We start from the raw sequence: 20,399 nt of genomic DNA, 5'->3' as shown, positions 1-20,399 counted from the left end.
GCCATGCGCAGCCAGATTCTGACCATTCCGCTTGTCTCGATGGTGGCGATCGCCGCCGGGATCGTATCGCCTGCCGTCGCGGCTCAGGCGACGGTCCGCAATTTCGATATTCCCCGTCAGCCCGCGACGACCGGGCTGGTCCGCTTCGCCCAGCAGGCGGGCATCCAGATCCTCGCGCCAAGCGACGTGACGCGCGGCCAGACCGTGTCGGCCGTCAAAGGGCAGCTGAGCATCGAGGAAGGGCTGAAGCGGTTGATCGGGCCCAGCCACCTGCGGCTGCTGTCGTTCGACGGGCGGACGGCAGTGATCGGGGCGGGCAAGCCGGCGGCGACGCGGACGGTGGGCTACACCCTGCCGCAGGACGGCGGAGCCCGACCGGGCAGCACGCCCGCCGCCATGGTGGACGATAGTGCGGCCGCCGGCACCGAACAGGCCGACGACGGGGCGCAGAACGAGATCATCGTTACCGGCAACACCTCGGACCGTCGGACGCTGTTCAACTCCTCGTCCAACGTCACGCTGGCGAGCGCGGCGGACCTGCTGCGCAAGGCCCCGCGCTCGACCGCCGAGACGCTGGAACTGGTACCCGGCATTTTCGTCGAGGGCACGGCGGGGCCGATCTCGAACAACTATTCCGTGCGCGGCCTGCGTGGTGGCGGCCAGACCTTCATCACGCTGGAAGAGGACGGCATGCCGATCCTCTATGGCGGCGGCGGCGCGGATTTCTATTTTCAGAACGACATCACCATCAATCGGCTTGAGGCGGTCGAGGGCGGCACATCGGGCGTGCTGGCCCCCAATGGTGCGGGCGCGACGATCAATTTCATTTCGCTGAAGCCAGACCATGACAAGGCGAGGGCGATGGTGCGCTACACCGGCACCACCTATGGCGACCTGCGCGCCGATGGCTATTTCTCCGCACCGATCGCCGATGGCTGGGCGTTCAATGTCGGCGGTTATGTCACCTCCCAAAAGGGCGTGCGCCGTACGCCTTTCACCTTCAACGCCTATGACGTGAAGGCGATGCTGGAGAAGAAATTCGCCAATGGCGGCCTCGTCCGCTTCACGGTGAAGCATGGCGACAAGCATTTCCCTTATTATGCCGGCATGCCGTTCCGGGTGGCGGCGGACGGCACGATCGGCAGCGTACCCGGCCTGGACCTGAAGCGTGATGATGCGGGCGGGCGCGGCTTTACCCAGTTCCTCGTGCCCAACGCGCCCGCGACCGGCGAAAGCCTGCGCCGCTTCAGTTCGGCCGACGGTATCCATGTGAAGGCCAATACCTATCGCATCGATGTCGAGGTGCCGGTCAGCCCCAGCCTGCGCCTGTTCGGTCGCGCGCGTTATCTAGACGGGTCCTATGATTTCAACGGCATCTTCCCGGGCAGCGGGTCGGGCACCGCAGGCCTGACATCGGCGCTCAACTATCTGACGCCTGCGTCTTCGCCGCTGGCCGGGCTGACCCCGCTTCAAGCCTCGCCGCTGACCTATTTCCAGGTTGCCGCGCTCCGCTTTCCCGGCGTCGCGCAATATGGCCTGCGCAACATTCGCACCGGGCAGGTGATTCCCGCGTCGAACACCGCCGCGCTCAACGGCCTGAACGGCAATGGCCTGCTTCAGCAGACGGTACTCAACCACCAGACGCTGTCGACCAAGGATTTTGGCAGCGATTTCGGCGCGAAATGGGATTTCGGCGGCGGCAATATCGACAATTCGCTGACCGTCGGCGGCATGGTCTATAATGTCCGCCGCTCCAACAACCAGTCGGCGGTTGCGACCGTGCTGAACGACGTGCGCAACGACTCCAACGTCTATGACATGGTCGCCCTGAACGCGGCGGGCGGCGTGCTGGGATCGCTGACCAACAATGGCATGGTCAATTACGGCAATTGGGGACAGGGCCTGTTCAACGACGAGGTCACGTCGCTGTCGGCCTATTTCAACGACGAACTGACCATCGGTGACCGGCTGCACATCGACTTCGGTGCGCGCTACGAGCATCAGCATGTTCGGGTCGACATCGGCAACAGCGCCGCCGTCAACGCCGCCGTGCCCGCGGGAACACCGGGCCTGTACGACAATGTCGGCAGCACGTTCAGCGGCACCTATACCCGCCAGACCGCCAATTATTCCGATTGGGCCTATACGGCGGGCATCAATTACGAGCTGACCGATCATGTCGCGCTCTATGTACGTGGCGCGCGCGGCTTCCAGACCAATGGCGGCGATACCGGCGGCACCCATGCACCAACTGCGCTGACGTTGTACGAGGGCGGCGTACGGTTCAAGGCGAACGGCTTCAACGCCTCGGTCATCGGTTTCCGTACCGAGTTCCGCGACCAGAACTATCAGTTCATCGACCCTGCCAACCCGGCCCAGGCGAGCAATGCACTGGCCGACAACTTCACCAACGGCGTACAACTGGATGCGACCTTGCGTCCGGTCGAGTTCTTCAGCCTGAACGTGCAGGGTGTCTATCAGGACCCCAAGCTCAGCAACCTCCGCTTCAACGGCGTCGCCCAGCCGCAATATGACGGCAACACGCCGGAGCGCACGCCGAAGAAACTGCTGACCGTCACCCCGTCCTTCGTCCTGCCCGGCGGCCTGGGCGAGATTTACGGGCGCTACAAATATATCGGCAAGATCTTCGCGGACAGCGGCAACGGTATCGCGCTGCCCGACTATGGCGTCTTCTCGATCGGCGCCAGTATCGACGCCACGCCGCGCCTGAACCTGTCGGTCAGCGTCGACAACCTGACCGACGTGAAGGGCTTTACCGAGGGCAATCCACGTCAGGGCCAAACCCAGACCATCGTCGACGGCTATTTTTATGGCCGTGCGATCGTCGGGCGCAATGCCTTGATCAGCGCGACTCTCAAGCTGTGAGCGCGAAGGCGGGGTTGCGGCTGTCGCTGGGGCTGGCCGCGTTGCTCGGCCTGACCGGCGCGGCACCGGTCGAGCATTATGCCTTGCGCGAAGGGCTGAACATCAACAGCTTCACGCGCTCCGGCCCGGTCGCGGCGCATGTCGTGTTGAGATCGGGGAAGCAACCCCGCCTCCTCGTCGCCTTTCCGGCGGGCAATAGCGGCACCGCCCTATGGTTCGAGCCGCTGGCGCGGGAGGCCGAGTGGCGGCTGGAGGGTGAACCGGAGCCGGTCACCGTCAACGATGCCAGGGGGCGGCCGCTCCACGGCGTGCGCTTCACCGTGACGATCGATGCGGAGCGCCTGGTTCCGCGTCAGGCTGTGCTGTCCAGCATCCGCGTCATCCGCGATTATCAGGCGCTCGGCACCGCCCCCGCCGAAGTGCTGACCCGTCCGCGGATAACGGCGGGCGCGATCCGCTGGTCGCGCGACCGGCTGGATGGCGCTGCGGGGTATGACTTGGCGGTGGCCGTCACCGATGGCCGGATCGACAATGGCGCGATCCTGGCGGGCAAGGACGGGCGGATACGCTTCGCCGTGACGGCGCTGACCGGCGAGACGCCGCTGACCCCGCGCGGGGGTGCGGACCTGCTCAACGCCAAGGCGCAACCCGACCAGGGCGCGCGCAACGCGCTGACCTTCCTCAGCTATGCCGAGAAGTTCCTGGCCGGGTCGTGGCGGTTCGATACCTATTTCGGGCGTGACACGCTGATGTCGGTCCGTCTGCTGATGCCCGCGCTGCAGCCCGAAGCGGTGGAAACGGGTCTGTCATCGGTGCTGGCACGCCTGTCGCCGCAAGGCGAGGTGGCGCATGAGGAGGATATCGGCGAGTTCGCGATCCTCGACCATCGCAAGGCCGATGGCAGCCTTTCGGACGTCCCCGTCTACAACTACAACATGGTCGACAGCGACTATATGCTCGCACCCGTCGCGCGGGCGTGGTTGCTCGACGATCCCCGGGGACGGGCGCGGGCGGCGGCGTTTCTTGCGCAGCGGGTGGGTGGCGAGACGATGGGCGCACGGATGGTGCGCAATCTGCGCTTCGTCCTGCGTCAGGCGCAGCCCTTTGCCCGTAATCCGGTTCCGGCGAAGCTGATCGCGCTGAAGCCCGGCATGGACGCGGGCGAATGGCGCGACAGCAATGATGGACTGGCGGGGGGCCGCATCCCCTATGACGTCAATGCCGTGCTCGTGCCCGCCGCGCTGGACTCGGCGGCGGCGTTGGCGGCCAGCGGGCTGCTCCGGCCCTATCTCGCCGCCAGCGATGCCAAGGCGTTTGGCGGGGCGCGGGCGGTGGCCGATATCTGGCGAGCCAAAGCCCCCCCGCTGTTCGACGTCACACTGACCGCCGCCGAGGCACGCCAGGCCGTCAGCCGCTATGCGCGCATGATCGGCGTACCGGAGGCACCCGCGCTGGCGTCGATCGGCGATGCGCCGATGCGCTTTCCGGCGATCGCGCTCGACGCGCAGGGACGGCCGATCCCGGTGCAAAATAGCGATCCCGGCTTTGCCTTGCTCTTCGCCCGACCCCCGGCCGAAGCGTTAAGGATGATGGCGAGCAGCTTCATCGACGCCTTTCCGGCCGGCCTGCGAACGGGGGTGGGGATGCTGGTCGCCAATCCCGCCTTTGCCGACGCGGCGATCCAGCGCAAATTCTCGCCCAACGCCTATCACGGTACGGTGGTGTGGAGCTGGCAGCAGGCGCTGGTCGCGGCCGGTTTGGCCCGGCAATTGGAGCGGCGTGACCTGCCCGCTGATGTTCGCGCGTCGCTGGCCCGCGCGCAATCCTGCCTGTGGGACGGAATCGAGGCGACGCGCAGGGTGCAAAGCTCCGAGCTGTGGTCGTGGCGCTATGCCGATGGCCGCTACCAGGTCGTGCCCTTCGGTGCGGCGGGTGCCGATGTCGACGAGTCCAACGCAGCGCAATTGTGGAGCACCGTCTATCTCGCGCTCCGTCGCCCGACGGGCCAGACGGTCGCGTGCTCGGGCCGATGATGCTCGCTGGCACGAGGATCATCAGTTAGGCTGGCGCCCATGACGGACAAACGTATTCGCCGGATCGTGATCCTGGGCGGGGGGACGGCGGGCTGGATGACGGCCGCCGCCCTGTCGCGTGCGCTGGCGGGGCAGGGTGTCGCGATCACCCTGGTCGAGTCCGATGCCATCGGCACGATCGGTGTCGGCGAGGCGACCATCCCGACCATCCACTGGTTCAATCAGATCATCGGATTGGACGAGCGTCAGTTCATGGCCGAGACCAAGGCGACCGTGAAGCTCGGCATCGAGTTTGTCGGCTGGAACGGCGAGGGGAGCCGGTACTTCCACCCCTTCGGCACGTATGGGCCGCCGGGTGACGGCGCGATGTTCCTCCACCGCCTGATCCGCGCCCGCGCCGATGGCGACCACGCACCGACCGAGGCCTATTCGCTGACCGCACAGGCGGCACGAGCGGGGCGGTTCGCGCGTCCCGTCGCCGATCGCCGTTCGCTTCTCTCGACGCTGGGTTATGCCTATCATTTCGATGCTGGGCTCTATGCGCGATATCTGCGCGGACTGGCCGAGCGCGCGGGCGTGCGCCGGATCGAAGGCGTCGTCGCGTCGGTGGAGCAGGACGGGGAGAGCGGCTTCGTCCGGTCGCTGACCCTGGACGGTGGGCAGGTCGTGGCGGGGGACCTGTTCATCGACTGCTCGGGATTGCGCGCGCTGCTGATCGGCCAGGCACTGGATGTCGGCTTTGACGATTGGTCGCACTGGCTGCCCTGCGACCGGGCTTGGGCGGCACCGAGCGCGGCGGAGAGCGATCGCACGCCCTATACCCGCGCGACGGCGGCCGAGGCGGGGTGGCGCTGGCGCATTCCGCTCCAGCACCGGGTCGGCAACGGCTATGTCTTTTCCAGCCGGTTCCAGGACGAAGAGGAAGCACGCGCCTCACTCATCGCCGGGATGGACGGGCCGCCGCTCGCCGAACCGCGTCTGATACGCTTCACCCCCGGAATGCGGCGGGAGGCGTGGCGGGCCAATGTCGTCGCGATCGGCTTGTCGAGCGGTTTCCTCGAGCCGCTGGAATCGACCAGTATCCACTTGATCCAAAGCGGCATCGCCAAATTGCTGTCACTCTTTCCGGCGGCCGATTGCTCGCCCCTGCTGGCGCGACAGTTCAACCGGGTGTTCGGGCAAGAGATGCTCGACGTGCGTGATTTCCTGATCCTGCATTATCACGCCACCACGGGCCGCGACGAACCCATGTGGCGCGAGCGACAGGCAATGGCGATTCCCGATACGCTGGCGGAGAAACTCGGGCACTTCCGAAGCTCGGGTCGTATCGTCCTGTCGAGCGACGAGCTGTTCCGCGACGCGAGTTGGTTCGCCGTTCTCGACGGCCAGGGCGAGCGCCCGGGCGATCATAATCCGCTGGTCGAAGTCCTGGGGCGGGAGGACAATTTGCGCCAATTGGCCGCGTTACGGGCGGACATAGTGAAAACGACGGCGGCTATGCCGCCTCTCCCGTAGGCCTTTGCCGGTCGCAGTGGGCGAAAACCGCCAATTCGACATCGCCCAAGCCACAGGCTCGCAGACCGGCGAAGGGCGACGTGTCGCCATCCCTTACGGCGGAACCGCAGCTTCCCTCATAGGCTTCGCGAGCCTCGCTTCAGGCCTGCTCCGTAGGGCTTTATCCGACCTGCCTAGCCGGTGAAACTGGCGGGCTGTCCCGCGATCTCGCCAGCCGTCATACGCCGCAGTCTGCGGTCTCCGGTCACGGTCGAAGAGCTTTTATAAGCAATCTCTGATGCCTTTTATGGTAGTACCAAAAAGCGATGATCTGTGCCGTCGATAGTTGACGCCGGCCACCAGACGGCAGATTTTAATTCAAGAAATAAGCATCTGGTACTACCAAGCTTTCAGGAGAGGTGCCGTGGCGGTTTGGGCGCAGAATTACGACCCGTTGGGCAGTATCTGGCTTTCCAGCCTGGTCGCCGCCATACCGATCATCTTCTTCTTTCTCGCGCTGACCGTCTTTCGTCTGAAAGGCTATGTGGCGGGCACGATTACCGTTGCGCTGACCCTGGCGGTCGCGATCGCCCTATATGGGATGCCGGTGAACAGTGCGCTGGCGGCCGGGGTCTTCGGTTTCTTCTATGGGTTGTGGCCGATCGCCTGGATCATCCTCGGCGCGGTGTTCCTGTACCGGGTCGCGGTGGCGACCGGTGCGTTCGACATCATCCGGCAGTCGATCCTGACCGTGACCGAGGATCAGCGGCTGCAACTGCTGCTGGTCGGTTTCGCGTTCGGGGCCTTTCTGGAAGGGGCCGCCGGGTTCGGCGCGCCGGTCGCGATCACGTCGGCGCTGCTGGTCGGGTTGGGCTTTCGCCCGCTCTACGCAGCCGGTCTGTGCCTGATCGCCAACACCGCCCCCGTGGCGTTCGGGGCGATAGGCATTCCGATCGTCGTCGCGGGGCAGGTGACCGGCATCGACCCGTTCCTGATCGGGCAGATGGCGGGGCGGCAGTTGCCGTTGCTGTCGGTCATCGTTCCCTTCTGGCTGATCCTGATCATGGACGGCCCGCGCGGGGTGCGTGAGACATGGCCCGCCATTCTGGTTGCGGGCGGTTCGTTTGCCATCGTCCAATTCCTGACCGCGCAGTTCATCGGGCCCGAACTGCCGGACATCACCGCCGCGCTGGCGACCCTGATCGCGCTGCCCATCTTCCTCCGCTTCTGGCAACCCCGGCGCATCTTCCGCTTCGACGCGGCAGAGGTCGCCGCCGATGGTGCGGTGCCGGCCGCGCCGATCTCGACCCGGACTGTCCGCCATTCGCCCGCCAGGATCGCCTGGGCCTGGTCGCCCTTCCTGATCCTGACCGTGTTCGTCACGCTGTGGAGCATCGCGCCGGTCAAGGCGCTCTTCGCCGCCGACGGGCCGTTCGCGCACCTGGTGCTGAAGCTGCATGTACCGTTCCTCGACAAGCTGGTCGCCAAGGTGCCGCCGATCGTGCCGCAGGTCACGCCCTATGAAGCGGTGTACAAGTTCGACTGGCTGTCGGCGACCGGCACCGCGATCATGCTGGCGGCGATCGTCACCATCGCCTTCCTGCGGATGAAGCCGGCGGAGGCGGCGCGCACCTTTGTCGAGACGTTGAAAAGCCTGCTGGTTCCGATCTATTCGATCGGCATGGTCCTCGCCTTCGCGTTCCTCGCCAATTATTCGGGACTGTCGGCGACCCTGGCACTGGCATTGGCGCATACGGGATCGGCCTTCACCTTCTTCTCGCCGTTCCTCGGCTGGCTGGGCGTGTTCCTGACCGGATCGGATACCTCGGCGAACGCGCTGTTCGCGGCATTGCAGGCCAATACCGCGCACCAGATCGGCGTCAGCGATGTTCTGCTGGTCGCGGTCAACACCACCGGCGGCGTCACCGGCAAGATGATCTCGCCCCAGTCGATCGCCATCGCCTGTGCCGCGGTGGGCTTGGTGGGCAAGGAATCCGACCTGTTCCGCTTTACCGTGCGCCACAGCCTGCCGCTCTGCGCGCTCGTCGGGATCCTCACCACGATCCAGGCCTATCTCGTGCCGTGGATGATCCCGTGAGCGGAACGTCGAGCGTGTCGGGCCGGGCGGAGGCCGCGATCGAGGAGCTGATCGCGCAGCGCAAATTGCTGCCCGGCGCGCGCCTGCCCTCCGAACGCGCGATGGCGGAGACGCTGGGGGTGTCGCGCAACATCCTGCGCGAGGCGATGAACAGGCTGGCGGCACAGGGCCGGATCACCATCCGCCCGCGCGCCGGGGCGATCCTGGCCGAGCCGTCCGCGCAATGGACCGAACAGATGATCGCCGAACCGCTGGCCCCGCTGGTCGAGGCCAATCCGGGTTATGGCCACGACATCTTCGAGGTCCGGGAGTCGCTCGACGGTGCGGCCGCCTATCATGCCGCGCGGCGCGCCGATGCGGTGGACAAGGACCGCATCCGGCGCCGGTTCGACGCGATGGAGAAGCTGCACGATGCGGGCGACGTCGCGGCGGAGGGGCATGCCGATGCCGCCTTCCACCTCGCCATCGCCCATGCCTCGCGCAACGCGGTGCTGACGCATGTCATGTCCAGCCTGTTCGGACTGCTCCACACCAGCATCTCGCAGAGCCGCGAAAAGATCTACGCCGTGCCACGGACGTTCGAGGCGCTGTCGGCGCAGCACCGAGCAATCATGGATTGCATCGTCGCTGGCGACGCCGACGGCGCGCGCGAGGCCGCCGATGTCCATCTCGAATTCGTGCGCAACACGGTCCGGCGGGTCGAGGACGACCTCGCCCGGTCCGAACGCGCCGCCGCCGCGCGCGACGCCGACCCTTCGCTATAGAATTGGGAACGATCCGATGATCATCTCCGCCACCACCGACTATCGCGAGGCCGCGCGGCGTCGCCTGCCCCCGTTCCTGTTCCACTATATCGACGGCGGGGCCTATGCCGAACATACGCTGCGCCGCAACGTGTCGGACCTGTCCGACGTGGCGCTGCGCCAGCGGGTGCTGCGCGACGTGGCCGATATCGACCTGAGCACGACGCTGTTCGGACAGTCGCTTGGGATGCCGGTGGTGCTCGCCCCCGTGGGGCTGACCGGCATGTATGCCAGGCGCGGCGAGGTGCAGGCGGCCCGGGCGGCGGCGGACAAGCGGGTGCCCTTCACCCTGTCGACCGTATCGGTCTGCGCCATCGACGAGGTGCAGCGCCAGTCGCCCGCGCCGATCTGGTTCCAGCTCTATGTGCTGAAGGATCGCGGTTTCATGCGCGACGCGCTGGAGCGGGCGCAGGCGGCCGGGGTGGAGACGCTGGTCTTCACCGTCGACATGCCGGTGCCGGGCGCCCGTTACCGCGATGCGCATTCGGGCATGTCCGGTCCCCATGCCGCGTGGCGGCGGATGCTGCAGGCCGTCACCCACCCGCGCTGGGCCTGGGATGTCGGCATCCATGGGCGGCCCCACGACCTGGGCAATATCTCGGCCTATCGCGGCGCGGCCACGGGGCTGGCTGATTATATCGGCTGGCTGGGCGCGAATTTCGATCCGGGGATCGGCTGGCGCGATCTGCAATGGATCCGCGATTTCTGGAAGGGGTCGATCGTCATCAAGGGCATCCTCGACGTCGAGGACGCGCGGGAGGCGGTGCGCTTCGGCGCGCAGGGCATCGTCGTGTCGAACCATGGCGGGCGGCAGCTCGACGGCGTGCTGTCCTCGGCGCGCGCCTTGCCCGCCATCGCCGACGTGGTGAAGGGACAGCTTACGATCCTGGCGGACTCGGGCATACGATCGGGGCTGGACGTGGTGCGGATGCTGGCGCTGGGGGCGGATGCCGTCATGCTGGGGCGGGCCTTCATCTATGCGCTGGCCGCCGATGGCCAGGTGGGGGTCGCCAATCTGCTCGAACTGTTCGACCGGGAAATGCGGGTGGCGATGGCGCTGACCGGCGTGCGGACGATCGCGGACATCGACTCGACCATCATCGCACGCTGACGTGGAACGGACCGGCGCAAACGTCGGCCATATCGAAAGGGGATACAGGATGCCGCATCTCGGGCAGCGGACCACGCGTGCCGCCTTGTTTTCCGGTCTGGCGCTGGCGGGAACGACACCCGCCGCCGCGCAAACCGCCGAGGATTATCAGGCGCTGCGCCGCAAGGTCGAACAGTTGCAGCAACAGCTCGACGCGGTGCAGCGCGCGCTGGATGCGGCCCGCCCGCCCGTGCAGCCCACCCCGGTTGCCGCCGCCGCGCCCGCTCCCGCCACGCGCCTGTCGCCGCAGGACGCGCTGCCTCGTCCGGCGGGGACCCCTTCGATCACGGCCCAAGGGGGTACGTCCAGCGTTCCGTCGGGCTATGGCTTCCGCATCGGCGAGACCAGCTTTCGGATCGCGGGGTTCGTCAAGGGAGATCTGATCTTCAGTCGCTACGGCAATGGCGACACCGCGACCAATCCGCTGGGGCGCGAATTGTCGCTGCCGCAATCGATCCCGGTCGGCGGGCGGCGTTCGGGCATCCTTACCGATGCCTCGGCCAAACAGTCACGCATCGCCTTTCAGACGGCGACGCCGGTCGGCAGCCAGACGCTGACGACCTTGATCGAAGCGGATTTTCAGGTCGCCCCGGCGGTGTCCGGCGGCGAGCGGGCGCTCAACCCCTATAGCTTCGGGCTGCGCCGCGCGGTGGCGGGTTATGGCGGCTTCGCCATGGGGCAGGACTGGAGCAACTTCCAATATGTCGCGGCCCTGCCCGAAACCGCCGATTTCGTCGGCGTGACCGACGGCACCGTGCTCGTTCGGCAGATGTTGTTGCGCTACAGCCGCCCCATCGGCGGCGGATGGACCGCTTCCGCATCGTTCGAGAACCCGGAAACCGTATCGGCGATGGCGGGGGCAACCGCCTTGTCGGACAATGACGACGACAGCATCCCCGACCTGACCGGACAGTTGCTATGGACGGGGAAGGGGGCCAGCCTGTCGCTGACGGGCCTGTTCCGGTCGATGCGGGTCGATCCCGCGACTGCGCGACCGGCGGTGACGACGCAAGGTTACGGCATATCGCTGGCGGGGATCGCGCCGTTGCCCACCGGCAAGGGCGACGATGTCCGCTTCATGATGACGGGCGGTCGCGGGATCGGGCGCTATGTCGGCGTGAACGTCGCGCCCGACGTGGTCTATGAGATGGCGAACGACCGTCTGGTGCCTGTTCCGTTGATCGCGGGATTTGCCGGTATGCGCCAATTCTGGACCGGCACGCTTCGGAGCACCTGGATGGATTCGTTCCAGCGGGTCTGGAACCCGGCATCGGCGTCGCCCCTGTCGACGCGGCAGGTGTGGGACACCGCGATCAACCTGTTCCTATCACCGCTGCCGCGCCTCGACATGGGTGTGGAGGCGCGCCTGTCGCATCGCGAACTGGCCAATGGCGCCTCGGGGACACTCGAACGGCTGCACTTCACCGTCAAGCAGGGATTTTAGGGCGGCACATCGCAGATGAGGAATGCGATAAAGGCCTCCAGTCCCTGCCAGCGTTCAGGAAAACAGGGCGATCGGCTCCGCCAAAAGGCGTTATCAAGCTGACGTTTCCACCATTCCGGGCTCGAGCACGATATCGCCGTCGCTTTCGACCGTCACGGGAATGGATTTGGCGGCGGGCGTCTTGCTGCCCACCGCATAATGCCACACCGGCATCAGGACGTTGCACTCGGGATAATAGCCGCCGATGCATCCGACCGGAATGTCATAGGCGACGACGATCATCCCCGACAGATGCCGGTCGACGCCGTCATCGGCCATAGTGCGCAGCGTCACCGCCTGTCCCACCTTCAGGCCCCGGCGTTCGATGTCGGAGCGGTTCATCAGCACGACGTTGCGGATGCCGTCGATCCCCCGGAAACGATCGTTATAGCCATAGACGGTGGTGTTGAACTGGTCGTTGCTGCGCAGGGTCATCAGTCGCAGCACGTCATGCCCGACGTCCGGCATATCGAGGTCCTCGTCGAGTGCCTCCGGCGTGACGAAATTGGCGCGGCCGGTATCGGTTTGCCATTCGCGCCGCTTGGCGGGCAGGTCGCGCTGGAAACCGCCCGGCTCCCACATGCGCGTCTCATAGTCGTGGAAATTGTCGGGCAGGGTGTAGGCGATCTCCCGCCGGATCTCGGCATAGTCGGTCATATAATCGTCCCACCGCACCTTGGGATGGGGCTCGAACACCTGCTTGGCCAGTTCGCACAGCAGGCGAATCTCGCTGATGAGATGCGGCGAAGCGGGCGTGCGAAGCCCGCGATTGCCATGGACGCAGCCGGAGGTGTCCTCCATCGACAGCGCCTGCTGCCCGGCCGCCGTCTCGTCGATCTCCAGCCGCCCGATCACCGGCAGGATATAGCTGATCTCGCCGGGGAGCAGCGCGGTGCGGTTGAGTTTGGTCAGGACGTTGACGGTCAACCGCATTCGGCGCCAGGCGGGCTCCATCCGGCCCTGGTCGGGGATCGCGCGGGCGAAATTGCCGCCCAGCATGAAGAACGCCTTCAACCGGCCATCGAGGATCGCCTCGCACGCCTCGACCGTGTTGTACCCCGCCTCGCGCGGCGGTTCGAAGCCGAATTGCTCGCCCAGACGGTCGAGGGGGAACAGCTCGGGCTTTTCGGTGACGCCGACCGTCCGCTGGCCCTGGACATTGCTGTGGCCGCGCACGGGACAGATGCCTGCACCGGGTCGCCCGATATTGCCGCGCATCAGGAGCAGGTTGACCAGCATCTGCACCGTCTCGACCCCCGCGCGATGCTGAGTCAGGCCCATGCCGTAAATGCCGATGGTCGACGGCGCACGGGCATAGATGAGCGCGGTCGCTTCGAGATCGGCACGATGCAGCCCCGAACGCCGCTCCAGCTCGTCCCAGTCCTGCGCCCGTAACCAGTCGGCGAAGCGTTCGAACCCGTGCGTGTGCGCGTCGATGAAGGCGAGGTCCAGGATCGGTGGCTCACCGGCTGCCAGGGCGTCGTCGTGCAGCGTCAGCACCGCCTTGCAGATGCCCGCGATCGCCGCCAGGTCGCCGCCATTCTTGACCTGATGATAGTCCGAGCTGATCCGCGTATCCTTGCCGGTAAGCATTTCGGTCGGGGATTGCGGGTTCAGAAACCGCTCCAGTCCCCGCTCGCGAAGCGGGTTGAAGGTGATGATCGGCACCCCGCGCTGGCTGGCTTCCTGAAGCGGGTGGAGCATGCGCGGCGAATTGCTCCCCGGATTCTGGCCGAAGAACATCAGGCAGTCGGTCTTGGCGAAATCCCCCAGATCGACCGTGCCGACCCCCTGGCCGATGCTGGCGGGCAGGGCGACCGAGGTCGTTTCATGGCACATGTTCGAACTGTCGGGCAGATTGTTGTTGCCATAGAGCCGGGCGAACAACTGATAGAGATAGCTGCCTTCGTTCGACAATCGGCCGGAGCTGTAGAAGACGGTGCCGTGCTGCTTGTCGTTCACCGCGCGAAGTTCGCGAGCGATCTCCTCGATGGCATGGCCCCAGGATACCGGCACATATGTGTCGGTCGCAGCGTCGTAGCGCAGCGGATGGGTCAGGCGGCCGGGCTGTTCCAGATGGTAATCGTCCCACCCCAGCAACTCGCTGACCGTGTGTTCGGCGAAAAAGGCGGGTGTGCAGCGATGCGCGGTCAGTTCCCAGGCGACCGCCTTCACGCCGTTTTCGCAGAATTCGAAGGGGAGCGGCGTGGCGGGCTTTACCCAGGCGCAGCTGTTGCACTGATAGCCATCGACCTTGTTATGCCGCGACAGCGCGACGCTGGCGCTGCCCAGCACGCCCTCCCGGCGCAGGATATTGCCGACCGAGCGCGCGGAGCCCCATCCACCGGAGGGGAGGCGATACGGCTTGTACGTGGCTTTCATCGGGCATCTCCGGCCGGGGCGGCGGGCGTTTCCTTGCGAAACATTCGCCGGGTCTTGTCGTTAACCCTGTGGCGCCGGCGGCTATCCCGAATTTGATCTAAGATACGGATTTAAAAAGGAGAAATGCCATGACGGTCGGTCGCGACTATATGCTGAAAAAGACGACGGGCCCTTCGGCCCCCAAATTCTTCATCGACACGCAGATCGTGCCGCGACTGGTCAACGCCATCGGGCGGGGAGAGGTGCTGCTCGACCGTTCGGCGGTCCGCCTTGGCGTTCGCCCCTCGATCCTCGTTGCCGGGGCGGCGGGTGCCTTGGCCTTGCTAATTCTCGGCACCCGGCGTGGCCGGCCAGCAGCGATCGAGCAAGCGCAGCCGGGCCAAGCAACAGGCTGATCCATATTGAAACCGGGAACTGCGCCTGTCTCCCGATATTGAAGGAGAAAACACAAGGATCATAGAGTGATAGGCGAAATCGAACAGCGGCCGGGAGCGGCCCAGGGCCCAACCGGACCGGCCAAGCAGCGCGAGGGCCTGTTGCGCCTCCTGCAATTGCTGGAGGCACGCGACTATCAGTTCGTGACGCCGACGCCCGCCACACATGCGCGGGTCCTCGTCAATCGCGGGGATCGACCCGCGAACGATGTGCGGGACATATTGGGCTGGAGCCTGCCCTTCTCACCGTCGGTGTTGGATGCCGAGCTGCGTGCCGCCCTGGACGCGGCGGAGATGCTGGTCGAACGCGATGACGGGTGCCTGCAAGCCACATTGCGCGTGTCGCGCGTCGAGGGGACGCTGTTCCTCCATTCCGCCTATCCGACCACGGCCACGGACTCGGTGTTTCTGGGGCCGGACAGCTATCGGTTCGCCAGACTGATCATCGGGCGGATGGACGTGGGCGCCCGGCACATCCTCGATTATGGTGCGGGGGCCGGGGTCGGCGGGATCGTCGCGGCGCGGGTTGCGCGTGGTTCGCATCTGACGCTGGCCGACATCAACCCGCGCGCGCTGTTCCTGGCGTCGATCAACGCCGAACATGCCGGTATCGCGCACAGCGTCGCAAATGTCTCGACACCAAAGGAGCTGACCGACTCCTTCGACCAGATCGTCACCCATCCGCCGTTCATGATCGACGCGGATCGCCGGGCTTACCGCGACGGTGGCGACCTGTATGGCGGCCAGCTTTCGCTCGACTGGACGCTTCAGGCCCTGGCACTGCTCAAGCCCAAGGGACAACTGATCCTGCATACGGGCGCTTCGGTCGTCGATGGGCAGGACGTGCTGCGCATGGCGCTGGCCGAGCAGCTGCCCGCGACCGGCTTCGAGGTCGACTATTCCGAGCTCGACCCCGACATCTTCGGCGACGAGCTGGAAAAGCCGACCTATGTCGATGTCGAACGGATCGCGGCGGTGGGGTTGGTCATACGGCGGGTGGGACTCTGACGTCCCCCCTCACGCCGTCTTCTGGATCAGCGGTTCGATCCGCAGGTTGACGATGTCGCAATTGGCCGATCGGCTGAGGACGAACAGGATCGCATCGGCGACATCCTCGGCAGGCAGCATCCGGCCGTCGGCGACGGCGGTCTGTTTCTCCTCCGCGCTGCATTCCTGCATGTCGGTGTCGACCGATCCCGGCTGGATCACGCTGACCCGGATGCGCTTGTCCGCAACCTCCTTGCGCAGCGTCTCGGCAAAGGCCTGGATACCCGCCTTGGTCGCGGCATAGACGCTTTCGCCCGCCGCCTTGATCTCGGTACTGATCGATCCGACGAACAGCAGATGGCCGCCTCCCTGCTCCTGCATGCGCAGGATCGCGGCGCGGGCGCAGGCGAGATAGCCGGTCAGATTGGCGTCGATGACATAGCGCCAATCCTCCTCGGCCATCTCATGGATCGGCTGCGCGCCGAGTGCGGCACAGGCGACCAGCATGTCGATGCCCCCCAGCCGGTCGTCGACCGCGGCGAAGACCCGGTCGATGCCGTCGCGCGTCGCGGCGTCCTCGACGATCCCGATCACGTCGCCATCGATCTCGGACAGCGCCGCGTCGAGCGCTTCCTGATGCCGTCCGAAGGTCAGGACGCGCGCGCCCTCGTTCGCCAGCGCCTTCAGCGCGGCCCGGCCGATGCCGGTGGTGCCGCCGGTCAGCAGGATGCGGCGGCCGGACAACATGGTGGGGTTCTTGGTCATCGGTTATTCCCAGGTCAGGATCAGGCGGCCTTGCGCGGGCACGCAATAATCGACGCGGTCGGTGCTGACGGCATCGGGGGCGATCGTATCGCCGCTGGCGGTGGTGACGCGGCTGTCGGTCAGCGTGCGCCGCTTCAACCGGACGAGGCGCAGCGAGGCGGTGCGCGTCTCACCCCCGTCGAGCACGATCGACAACGCATGGTCGCCGACCCGCTCGACCGCGCGGACCAGCATGTCGCAATAGAGGCGGAATGGCGCGCCCTCGACTTGGTGGAAGGCGCTGGTGGCGAAGATGAACGCCGCGCCCGCGCCGTACACCTCCTGTCCCACCTGCCCGGCGGGCTGGCCATCGGGATAGAGATCCTCCAGCGGGAAGGAGAGGGTCTTGTCGATATGGCCGTTGGCCTCGCGCTGTTCCTCGGCGATGGCCTCGGGAGGCAGGGCGTCGGGATAATAATACCAGGCGCGCGACAGGGCATGACGGCAATATTCGCCGATCAGCATCCGCGCCTCGGGGTCGAGGTCGGGGCCGCCATCGTCCAGATAACGCTCGAACGCGACATAGCTGTCGAAGCACTCGTACATCGCCATATAGGGCGCGTCCTGCAGACAGGTGACCGCCAGGAACGTCTCGTAATGCGCGGCATGGCCGATGCGGCTGTCCCAGATCACCGCATTGTGCAGGAAGCTGGCGAGATAGACATAGCTCTGCTCGCGATAGGCGTCGCGATTGGTGATCCGCCACAACCGCATGCAGGCGGCGGCGCCCCAGGCGGTCAGATTGGCCTGATAGTTGAGGTTGAAGCCCAGCCCGATGGCGGCATCGATCGCGGCGCGCGCCTCGTCGAGATAGGTCTTGTCGTCGGTCAGCTCGAACGCCTGGAGCATGACCCAGGCATAGATGCCGCCGACATCGGTCTGCCCGCGCCCGTCGACGGGGGCCTCCTTGGTGATGACCGAGAAGTCGGTGACGTCATATTCGATCGGCCAGCGATAGTCGAAATGCCGCGCGACCCGCACGCCATAGTCGATCGCCTTCAGGAACAGGGCGCGCGCATCGTCATCGCCACCCAGCGCCAGCGTGCCGAGGTTCAGCAGGGGGTGATAGAGATACCAGCTGTCGACCGCATCGGCATTCTTGTCCTTGCCGACATTGGGCAGATAACGACGGAACGTGCCGAGCTTTTCGTCGAAGAATCGCGGCAGCCCCGCCTTGAACGCCGCTTCCAGGGGATGCGGCTCGCCCCGCCAATCTCCCCATCGGCGGAGCGCGGCGATGACCGACATTTGCACCATGATGTCGGGATATTCGGCGCCCGTATAGGGGTGGACATAGCGGTGGCCGTAATGGCGGATCGTGGCGTCTGGCGCTTCGTCCAGATCGCGCGCGGCCCGCTCGGCGCGGTCGATCCAGTCGCGATAGGCGACAGGGGGCGGATCGAGCAGGTCATAGGCGCTGCCCAGCATCTGCACGAACTGGCGGGCGGACTCGCGTTCGTGCGGAGGTGCATGGTGGCGGAAGACCAGGATGGTGTCGGACAGCGTGACACTCTCACCCGCCGGCAACGCGACATCCGAAGGATCGGCATCGGCATCGGGGAGGGGCAGCACATAGCCCAGCTCGGGCCAGTTCCCCGCCACCGCCTCGCGCGGGACGGTGCCGGTGGCGCGGAAATAGTCGTTCGAAGCGGTAAAATTTTGGATGTAGAGGACATTGCCAAAGGCGGGCGCCTCGATGCGGAAATAGAGGAGGCCGGTGTTCAGCCCGCGCTGCGACGCCTCGACCACGCCTTGCGCCCGCAGGGGATCGTCGGTCGCGCCAAGGGGATAGAGGTCGCGCGGGGCGGGGGGCAGCATCATCGGCCGGGTCGGGGTGAAGCGCGTCGTGATGCGCAGCCGCTCCACCGCCAGCCGGTCGGCGATATAAGAGATGACATGCTCGCCCATCGCGCTGGTCAGGCGGAGCCGGGCAACCTCGCCCTTCTCGGGCGGTAGCACCGCACAGTCGAAGCGCATCGGTATATAGGCGGCCCGCACCGCCAGTCCGCCTGCGCTCCCCTTGCGGCGCACGATCGCGAACACCGATGTCGCGGTCCGGTGGAGCCGGATGATCAGATCGCCGACGGTGAAATCGGCCAGCGGCGCGGGTTCGTCGCGTAGCAGGTCGCGCAGGTCGAGCAGATGGGGGCTGATCGCGGGCGGCGCTTCGGCCGTCGCTGTTCGGGGCATGGCATCACTCCGAAAGGGGGACGGGGATGATGGCCAACCCCCTCGGAAAGAACGGAGTTCCGGGCAAATGGCGTTCCGCTAAACTGGGTCAGTGCATTCGTCCCGCCCGCGCCGCTTGTGCGCGTTTCAGCCGGATGCGGGTGCGGGCATCGCGCAGGAGGGCGCCGGGCAGGTCGGTCGCGGCGCGTAGCCCCGCGACCGAGGATATGTTGCGGATGCTGCGCCGTGTCTCGTTCAGCACCTGCCCGACCATGGCCCGCCGCTCGATCTCGCCCTGCTCGCGCACCAGCGACAGGCGGTGGATGGCATAGAGGCCGATCAGACCCGCCAGCAGGAAATAGAAATCCCAGGCGGTCAGCACGATCGGCAGGGTGAAGATGCCGTTGGGGCTGCGCCACCGCGCCACCAGCTCGAACTGGCGCGCGGCGAAGAACTGCGCCAGCAGCCCGCCCAGGATCGGCGCGATCCCGGCCGCGATGGCGGTGGTCATCGCATTGGCCGCGACATAGGCGGTGGCGGACCCCTTGGGCGACAGCTTCAGTGCGATATTGGTGCTGGCCAGCGTCACGCCCGCAATGGTCGCACCCATGACGAGGTGGAGCCCGATCAGCCACAGCTTCACCGCCCCCCGGTCGCCTAGTTGCGATGCGCCGATCATCGCCACGATCGCCAGGATATAGGCCGGGGCGCACACCGCCAGCACCGACTTGTTGGCGAACCGGTCGCTAAGCCGCCCCCAGAGGCGGAGTGCGAGGATATTGGCGACCTGGCTGGCGACGCTGAGCAACAGCACGAAGCTGACCGCGAAATGCAGCTGGCGGACGATGAAGACGGTGAAGAAGGGCGTCGCGAGGTTGATCGCGAACTGCCAGCTCGCCACGAAGACCAGCAACCGGCGGAAATTGGGGTCGCCCAGCGGCTGGGCCAGCAAGGTGCGCAATGCGATGGAGCCGGGGGCGGGCGGCATCAACGGCTCGGGCATCATCGCGACGATCCGCGCGCTGATCAGCCCGGTGACGCAGCCGCTGGCGAACATGGCGGCGAACACCATGTCCCGTGCAGGCGATCCCGCTGGCGTCCAGTCCAACGCCAGCGCGGCGACCAGCCCTAGGATCAGGCTGATCGCGGTCAGCCACACCGTCCGCCGGGCAAAGACGTCGCCCAGCCGATCGTCGGGCGCGAGATCGCGCATCCATGTATTCCAGGCGCATCCGCCGACCGCGCCCAGTCCGCAGAGCAGCATCTGCGCGCCCAGGAAGATCAGCAGCGCGGTCGTCCCGCTGAAAAAGGCGAGCACCGCCATCACGGCCAGCATTGTCCGCCCGACCAGGCTGGACAGGACCGCGATCCGCTTGCGCCGCCGCCATCGCTCGACCAGCTGGATGGCGGGCAGTTGCAGCAACTGCGCGAGGAACGGCATCGCCGCCAGGACGCCGACCATCACGTTCGACGCCCCCAGATGCAGCGCGAAGGCGGTCAGGATCACCCCGCTGGTCAGCGCGGCGGCGCCACCCGAAAACCCCGCCTCGACGACGAGCAGCCGCAAGCCGCGTTCGCGGTCGGCGGTGGTCAGTTCGGCTTGCGGGTCGAGAGTCATGAGTGCCGGGGCAACGTTCCGTCGGCGACCCCGGTTTCTGCCGACCAACATAGGGCCT

At 66.3% G+C, this 20,399-nt stretch carries 13 protein-coding genes; 9 read left to right on the top strand and 4 right to left on the bottom strand.

Features of this window, described 5'->3' with window-relative positions; all coding sequences use genetic code 11:
* The first annotated feature begins 3 nt into the window (after positions 1-3).
* The 7 genes from ASF14_RS05370 to ASF14_RS05340 all read left to right on the top strand — a co-directional run bounded on the left by ASF14_RS05370 (position 4) and on the right by ASF14_RS05340 (position 11,908).
* Positions 4-2,886: a TonB-dependent siderophore receptor gene (locus ASF14_RS05370; protein WP_056432720.1), complete on the top strand. Its 2,883-nt coding sequence runs from the start codon at positions 4-6 to the stop codon at positions 2,884-2,886.
* Positions 2,883-4,919, top strand: coding sequence for a hypothetical protein (locus ASF14_RS05365; protein WP_056432717.1), 2,037 nt, complete (start codon positions 2,883-2,885; stop codon positions 4,917-4,919). Before ASF14_RS05370 ends, ASF14_RS05365 begins: the two co-directional genes overlap by 4 nt.
* 39 nt (positions 4,920-4,958) lie before the next feature.
* Complete coding sequence (locus tag ASF14_RS05360) at positions 4,959-6,434, top strand: tryptophan halogenase family protein (RefSeq protein ID WP_056432714.1); 1,476 nt, start codon at positions 4,959-4,961, stop codon at positions 6,432-6,434.
* A gap of 403 nt (positions 6,435-6,837) precedes the next feature.
* Complete coding sequence (lldP, locus tag ASF14_RS05355) at positions 6,838-8,511, top strand: L-lactate permease (RefSeq protein WP_056432712.1); 1,674 nt, start codon at positions 6,838-6,840, stop codon at positions 8,509-8,511.
* Positions 8,508-9,275 carry an FCD domain-containing protein gene (locus tag ASF14_RS05350; RefSeq protein ID WP_056432813.1) on the top strand — a complete coding sequence of 256 codons (768 nt, stop codon included), beginning with the start codon at positions 8,508-8,510 and terminating at the stop codon, positions 9,273-9,275. Before lldP ends, ASF14_RS05350 begins: the two co-directional genes overlap by 4 nt.
* A 16-nt stretch (positions 9,276-9,291) precedes the next feature.
* A complete protein-coding gene (lldD, locus tag ASF14_RS05345; protein ID WP_056432709.1) occupies positions 9,292-10,425 on the top strand; it encodes an FMN-dependent L-lactate dehydrogenase LldD in 1,134 nt (377 codons plus the stop codon).
* 49 nt (positions 10,426-10,474) lie between these two features.
* Positions 10,475-11,908, top strand: coding sequence for a porin (locus tag ASF14_RS05340; protein WP_236696938.1), 1,434 nt, complete (start codon positions 10,475-10,477; stop codon positions 11,906-11,908).
* 93 nt (positions 11,909-12,001) lie between these two features.
* On the opposite strand, the gene ASF14_RS05335 is transcribed toward ASF14_RS05340, so the two are convergent.
* Complete coding sequence (locus ASF14_RS05335; protein ID WP_056432707.1) at positions 12,002-14,329, bottom strand: FdhF/YdeP family oxidoreductase; 2,328 nt, start codon at positions 14,327-14,329, stop codon at positions 12,002-12,004.
* A gap of 128 nt (positions 14,330-14,457) precedes the next feature.
* Between ASF14_RS05335 and ASF14_RS05330 the strand changes: the two genes are divergently transcribed.
* On the top strand, positions 14,458-14,724 hold the full coding sequence (locus tag ASF14_RS05330) for a hypothetical protein (protein ID WP_056432704.1): 267 nt from the start codon (positions 14,458-14,460) through the stop codon (positions 14,722-14,724).
* 66 nt (positions 14,725-14,790) lie between these two features.
* Positions 14,791-15,771, top strand: a complete 981-nt coding sequence (locus ASF14_RS05325; RefSeq protein ID WP_082442093.1) for a methyltransferase — start codon at positions 14,791-14,793, stop codon at positions 15,769-15,771.
* Between the two features lie 9 nt (positions 15,772-15,780).
* Here the strand turns inward: ASF14_RS05325 and ASF14_RS05320 are convergent, their stop codons facing one another.
* The 3 genes from ASF14_RS05320 to ASF14_RS05310 all read right to left on the bottom strand — a co-directional run bounded on the left by ASF14_RS05320 (position 15,781) and on the right by ASF14_RS05310 (position 20,341).
* Positions 15,781-16,515 (bottom strand): SDR family oxidoreductase, encoded by a 735-nt coding sequence (locus ASF14_RS05320; protein ID WP_236696937.1) that lies wholly within the window; start codon positions 16,513-16,515, stop codon positions 15,781-15,783.
* Between the two features lie 3 nt (positions 16,516-16,518).
* Positions 16,519-18,744: a hypothetical protein gene (locus tag ASF14_RS05315; protein WP_056432701.1), complete on the bottom strand. Its 2,226-nt coding sequence runs from the start codon at positions 18,742-18,744 to the stop codon at positions 16,519-16,521.
* An 88-nt stretch (positions 18,745-18,832) separates the two neighbouring features.
* Complete coding sequence (locus tag ASF14_RS05310; RefSeq protein ID WP_056432700.1) at positions 18,833-20,341, bottom strand: MFS transporter; 1,509 nt, start codon at positions 20,339-20,341, stop codon at positions 18,833-18,835.
* Between the last annotated feature and the right edge of the window lie 58 nt (positions 20,342-20,399).

It is taken from the genome of Sphingomonas sp. Leaf257, from assembly GCF_001422185.1.
Classification (GTDB): Bacteria; Pseudomonadota; Alphaproteobacteria; order Sphingomonadales; family Sphingomonadaceae; genus Sphingomonas; species Sphingomonas yabuuchiae.
This window is presented reverse-complemented; position numbering and strand designations above follow the sequence as displayed.

Coding starts and splice junctions, on each gene's coding strand:
- ASF14_RS05370 (WP_056432720.1), top strand. CDS start 4: ATGCGCAGCCAGATTCTGACCATTCCGCTTGTCTCGATGGTGGCGATC.
- ASF14_RS05360 (WP_056432714.1), top strand. CDS start 4,959: ATGACGGACAAACGTATTCGCCGGATCGTGATCCTGGGCGGGGGGACG.
- lldD (WP_056432709.1), top strand. CDS start 9,292: ATGATCATCTCCGCCACCACCGACTATCGCGAGGCCGCGCGGCGTCGC.
- ASF14_RS05340 (WP_236696938.1), top strand. CDS start 10,475: ATGCCGCATCTCGGGCAGCGGACCACGCGTGCCGCCTTGTTTTCCGGT.
- ASF14_RS05335 (WP_056432707.1), bottom strand. CDS start 14,329: ATGAAAGCCACGTACAAGCCGTATCGCCTCCCCTCCGGTGGATGGGGC.
- ASF14_RS05330 (WP_056432704.1), top strand. CDS start 14,458: ATGACGGTCGGTCGCGACTATATGCTGAAAAAGACGACGGGCCCTTCG.
- ASF14_RS05320 (WP_236696937.1), bottom strand. CDS start 16,515: ATGACCAAGAACCCCACCATGTTGTCCGGCCGCCGCATCCTGCTGACC.
- ASF14_RS05315 (WP_056432701.1), bottom strand. CDS start 18,744: ATGCCCCGAACAGCGACGGCCGAAGCGCCGCCCGCGATCAGCCCCCAT.
- ASF14_RS05310 (WP_056432700.1), bottom strand. CDS start 20,341: ATGACTCTCGACCCGCAAGCCGAACTGACCACCGCCGACCGCGAACGC.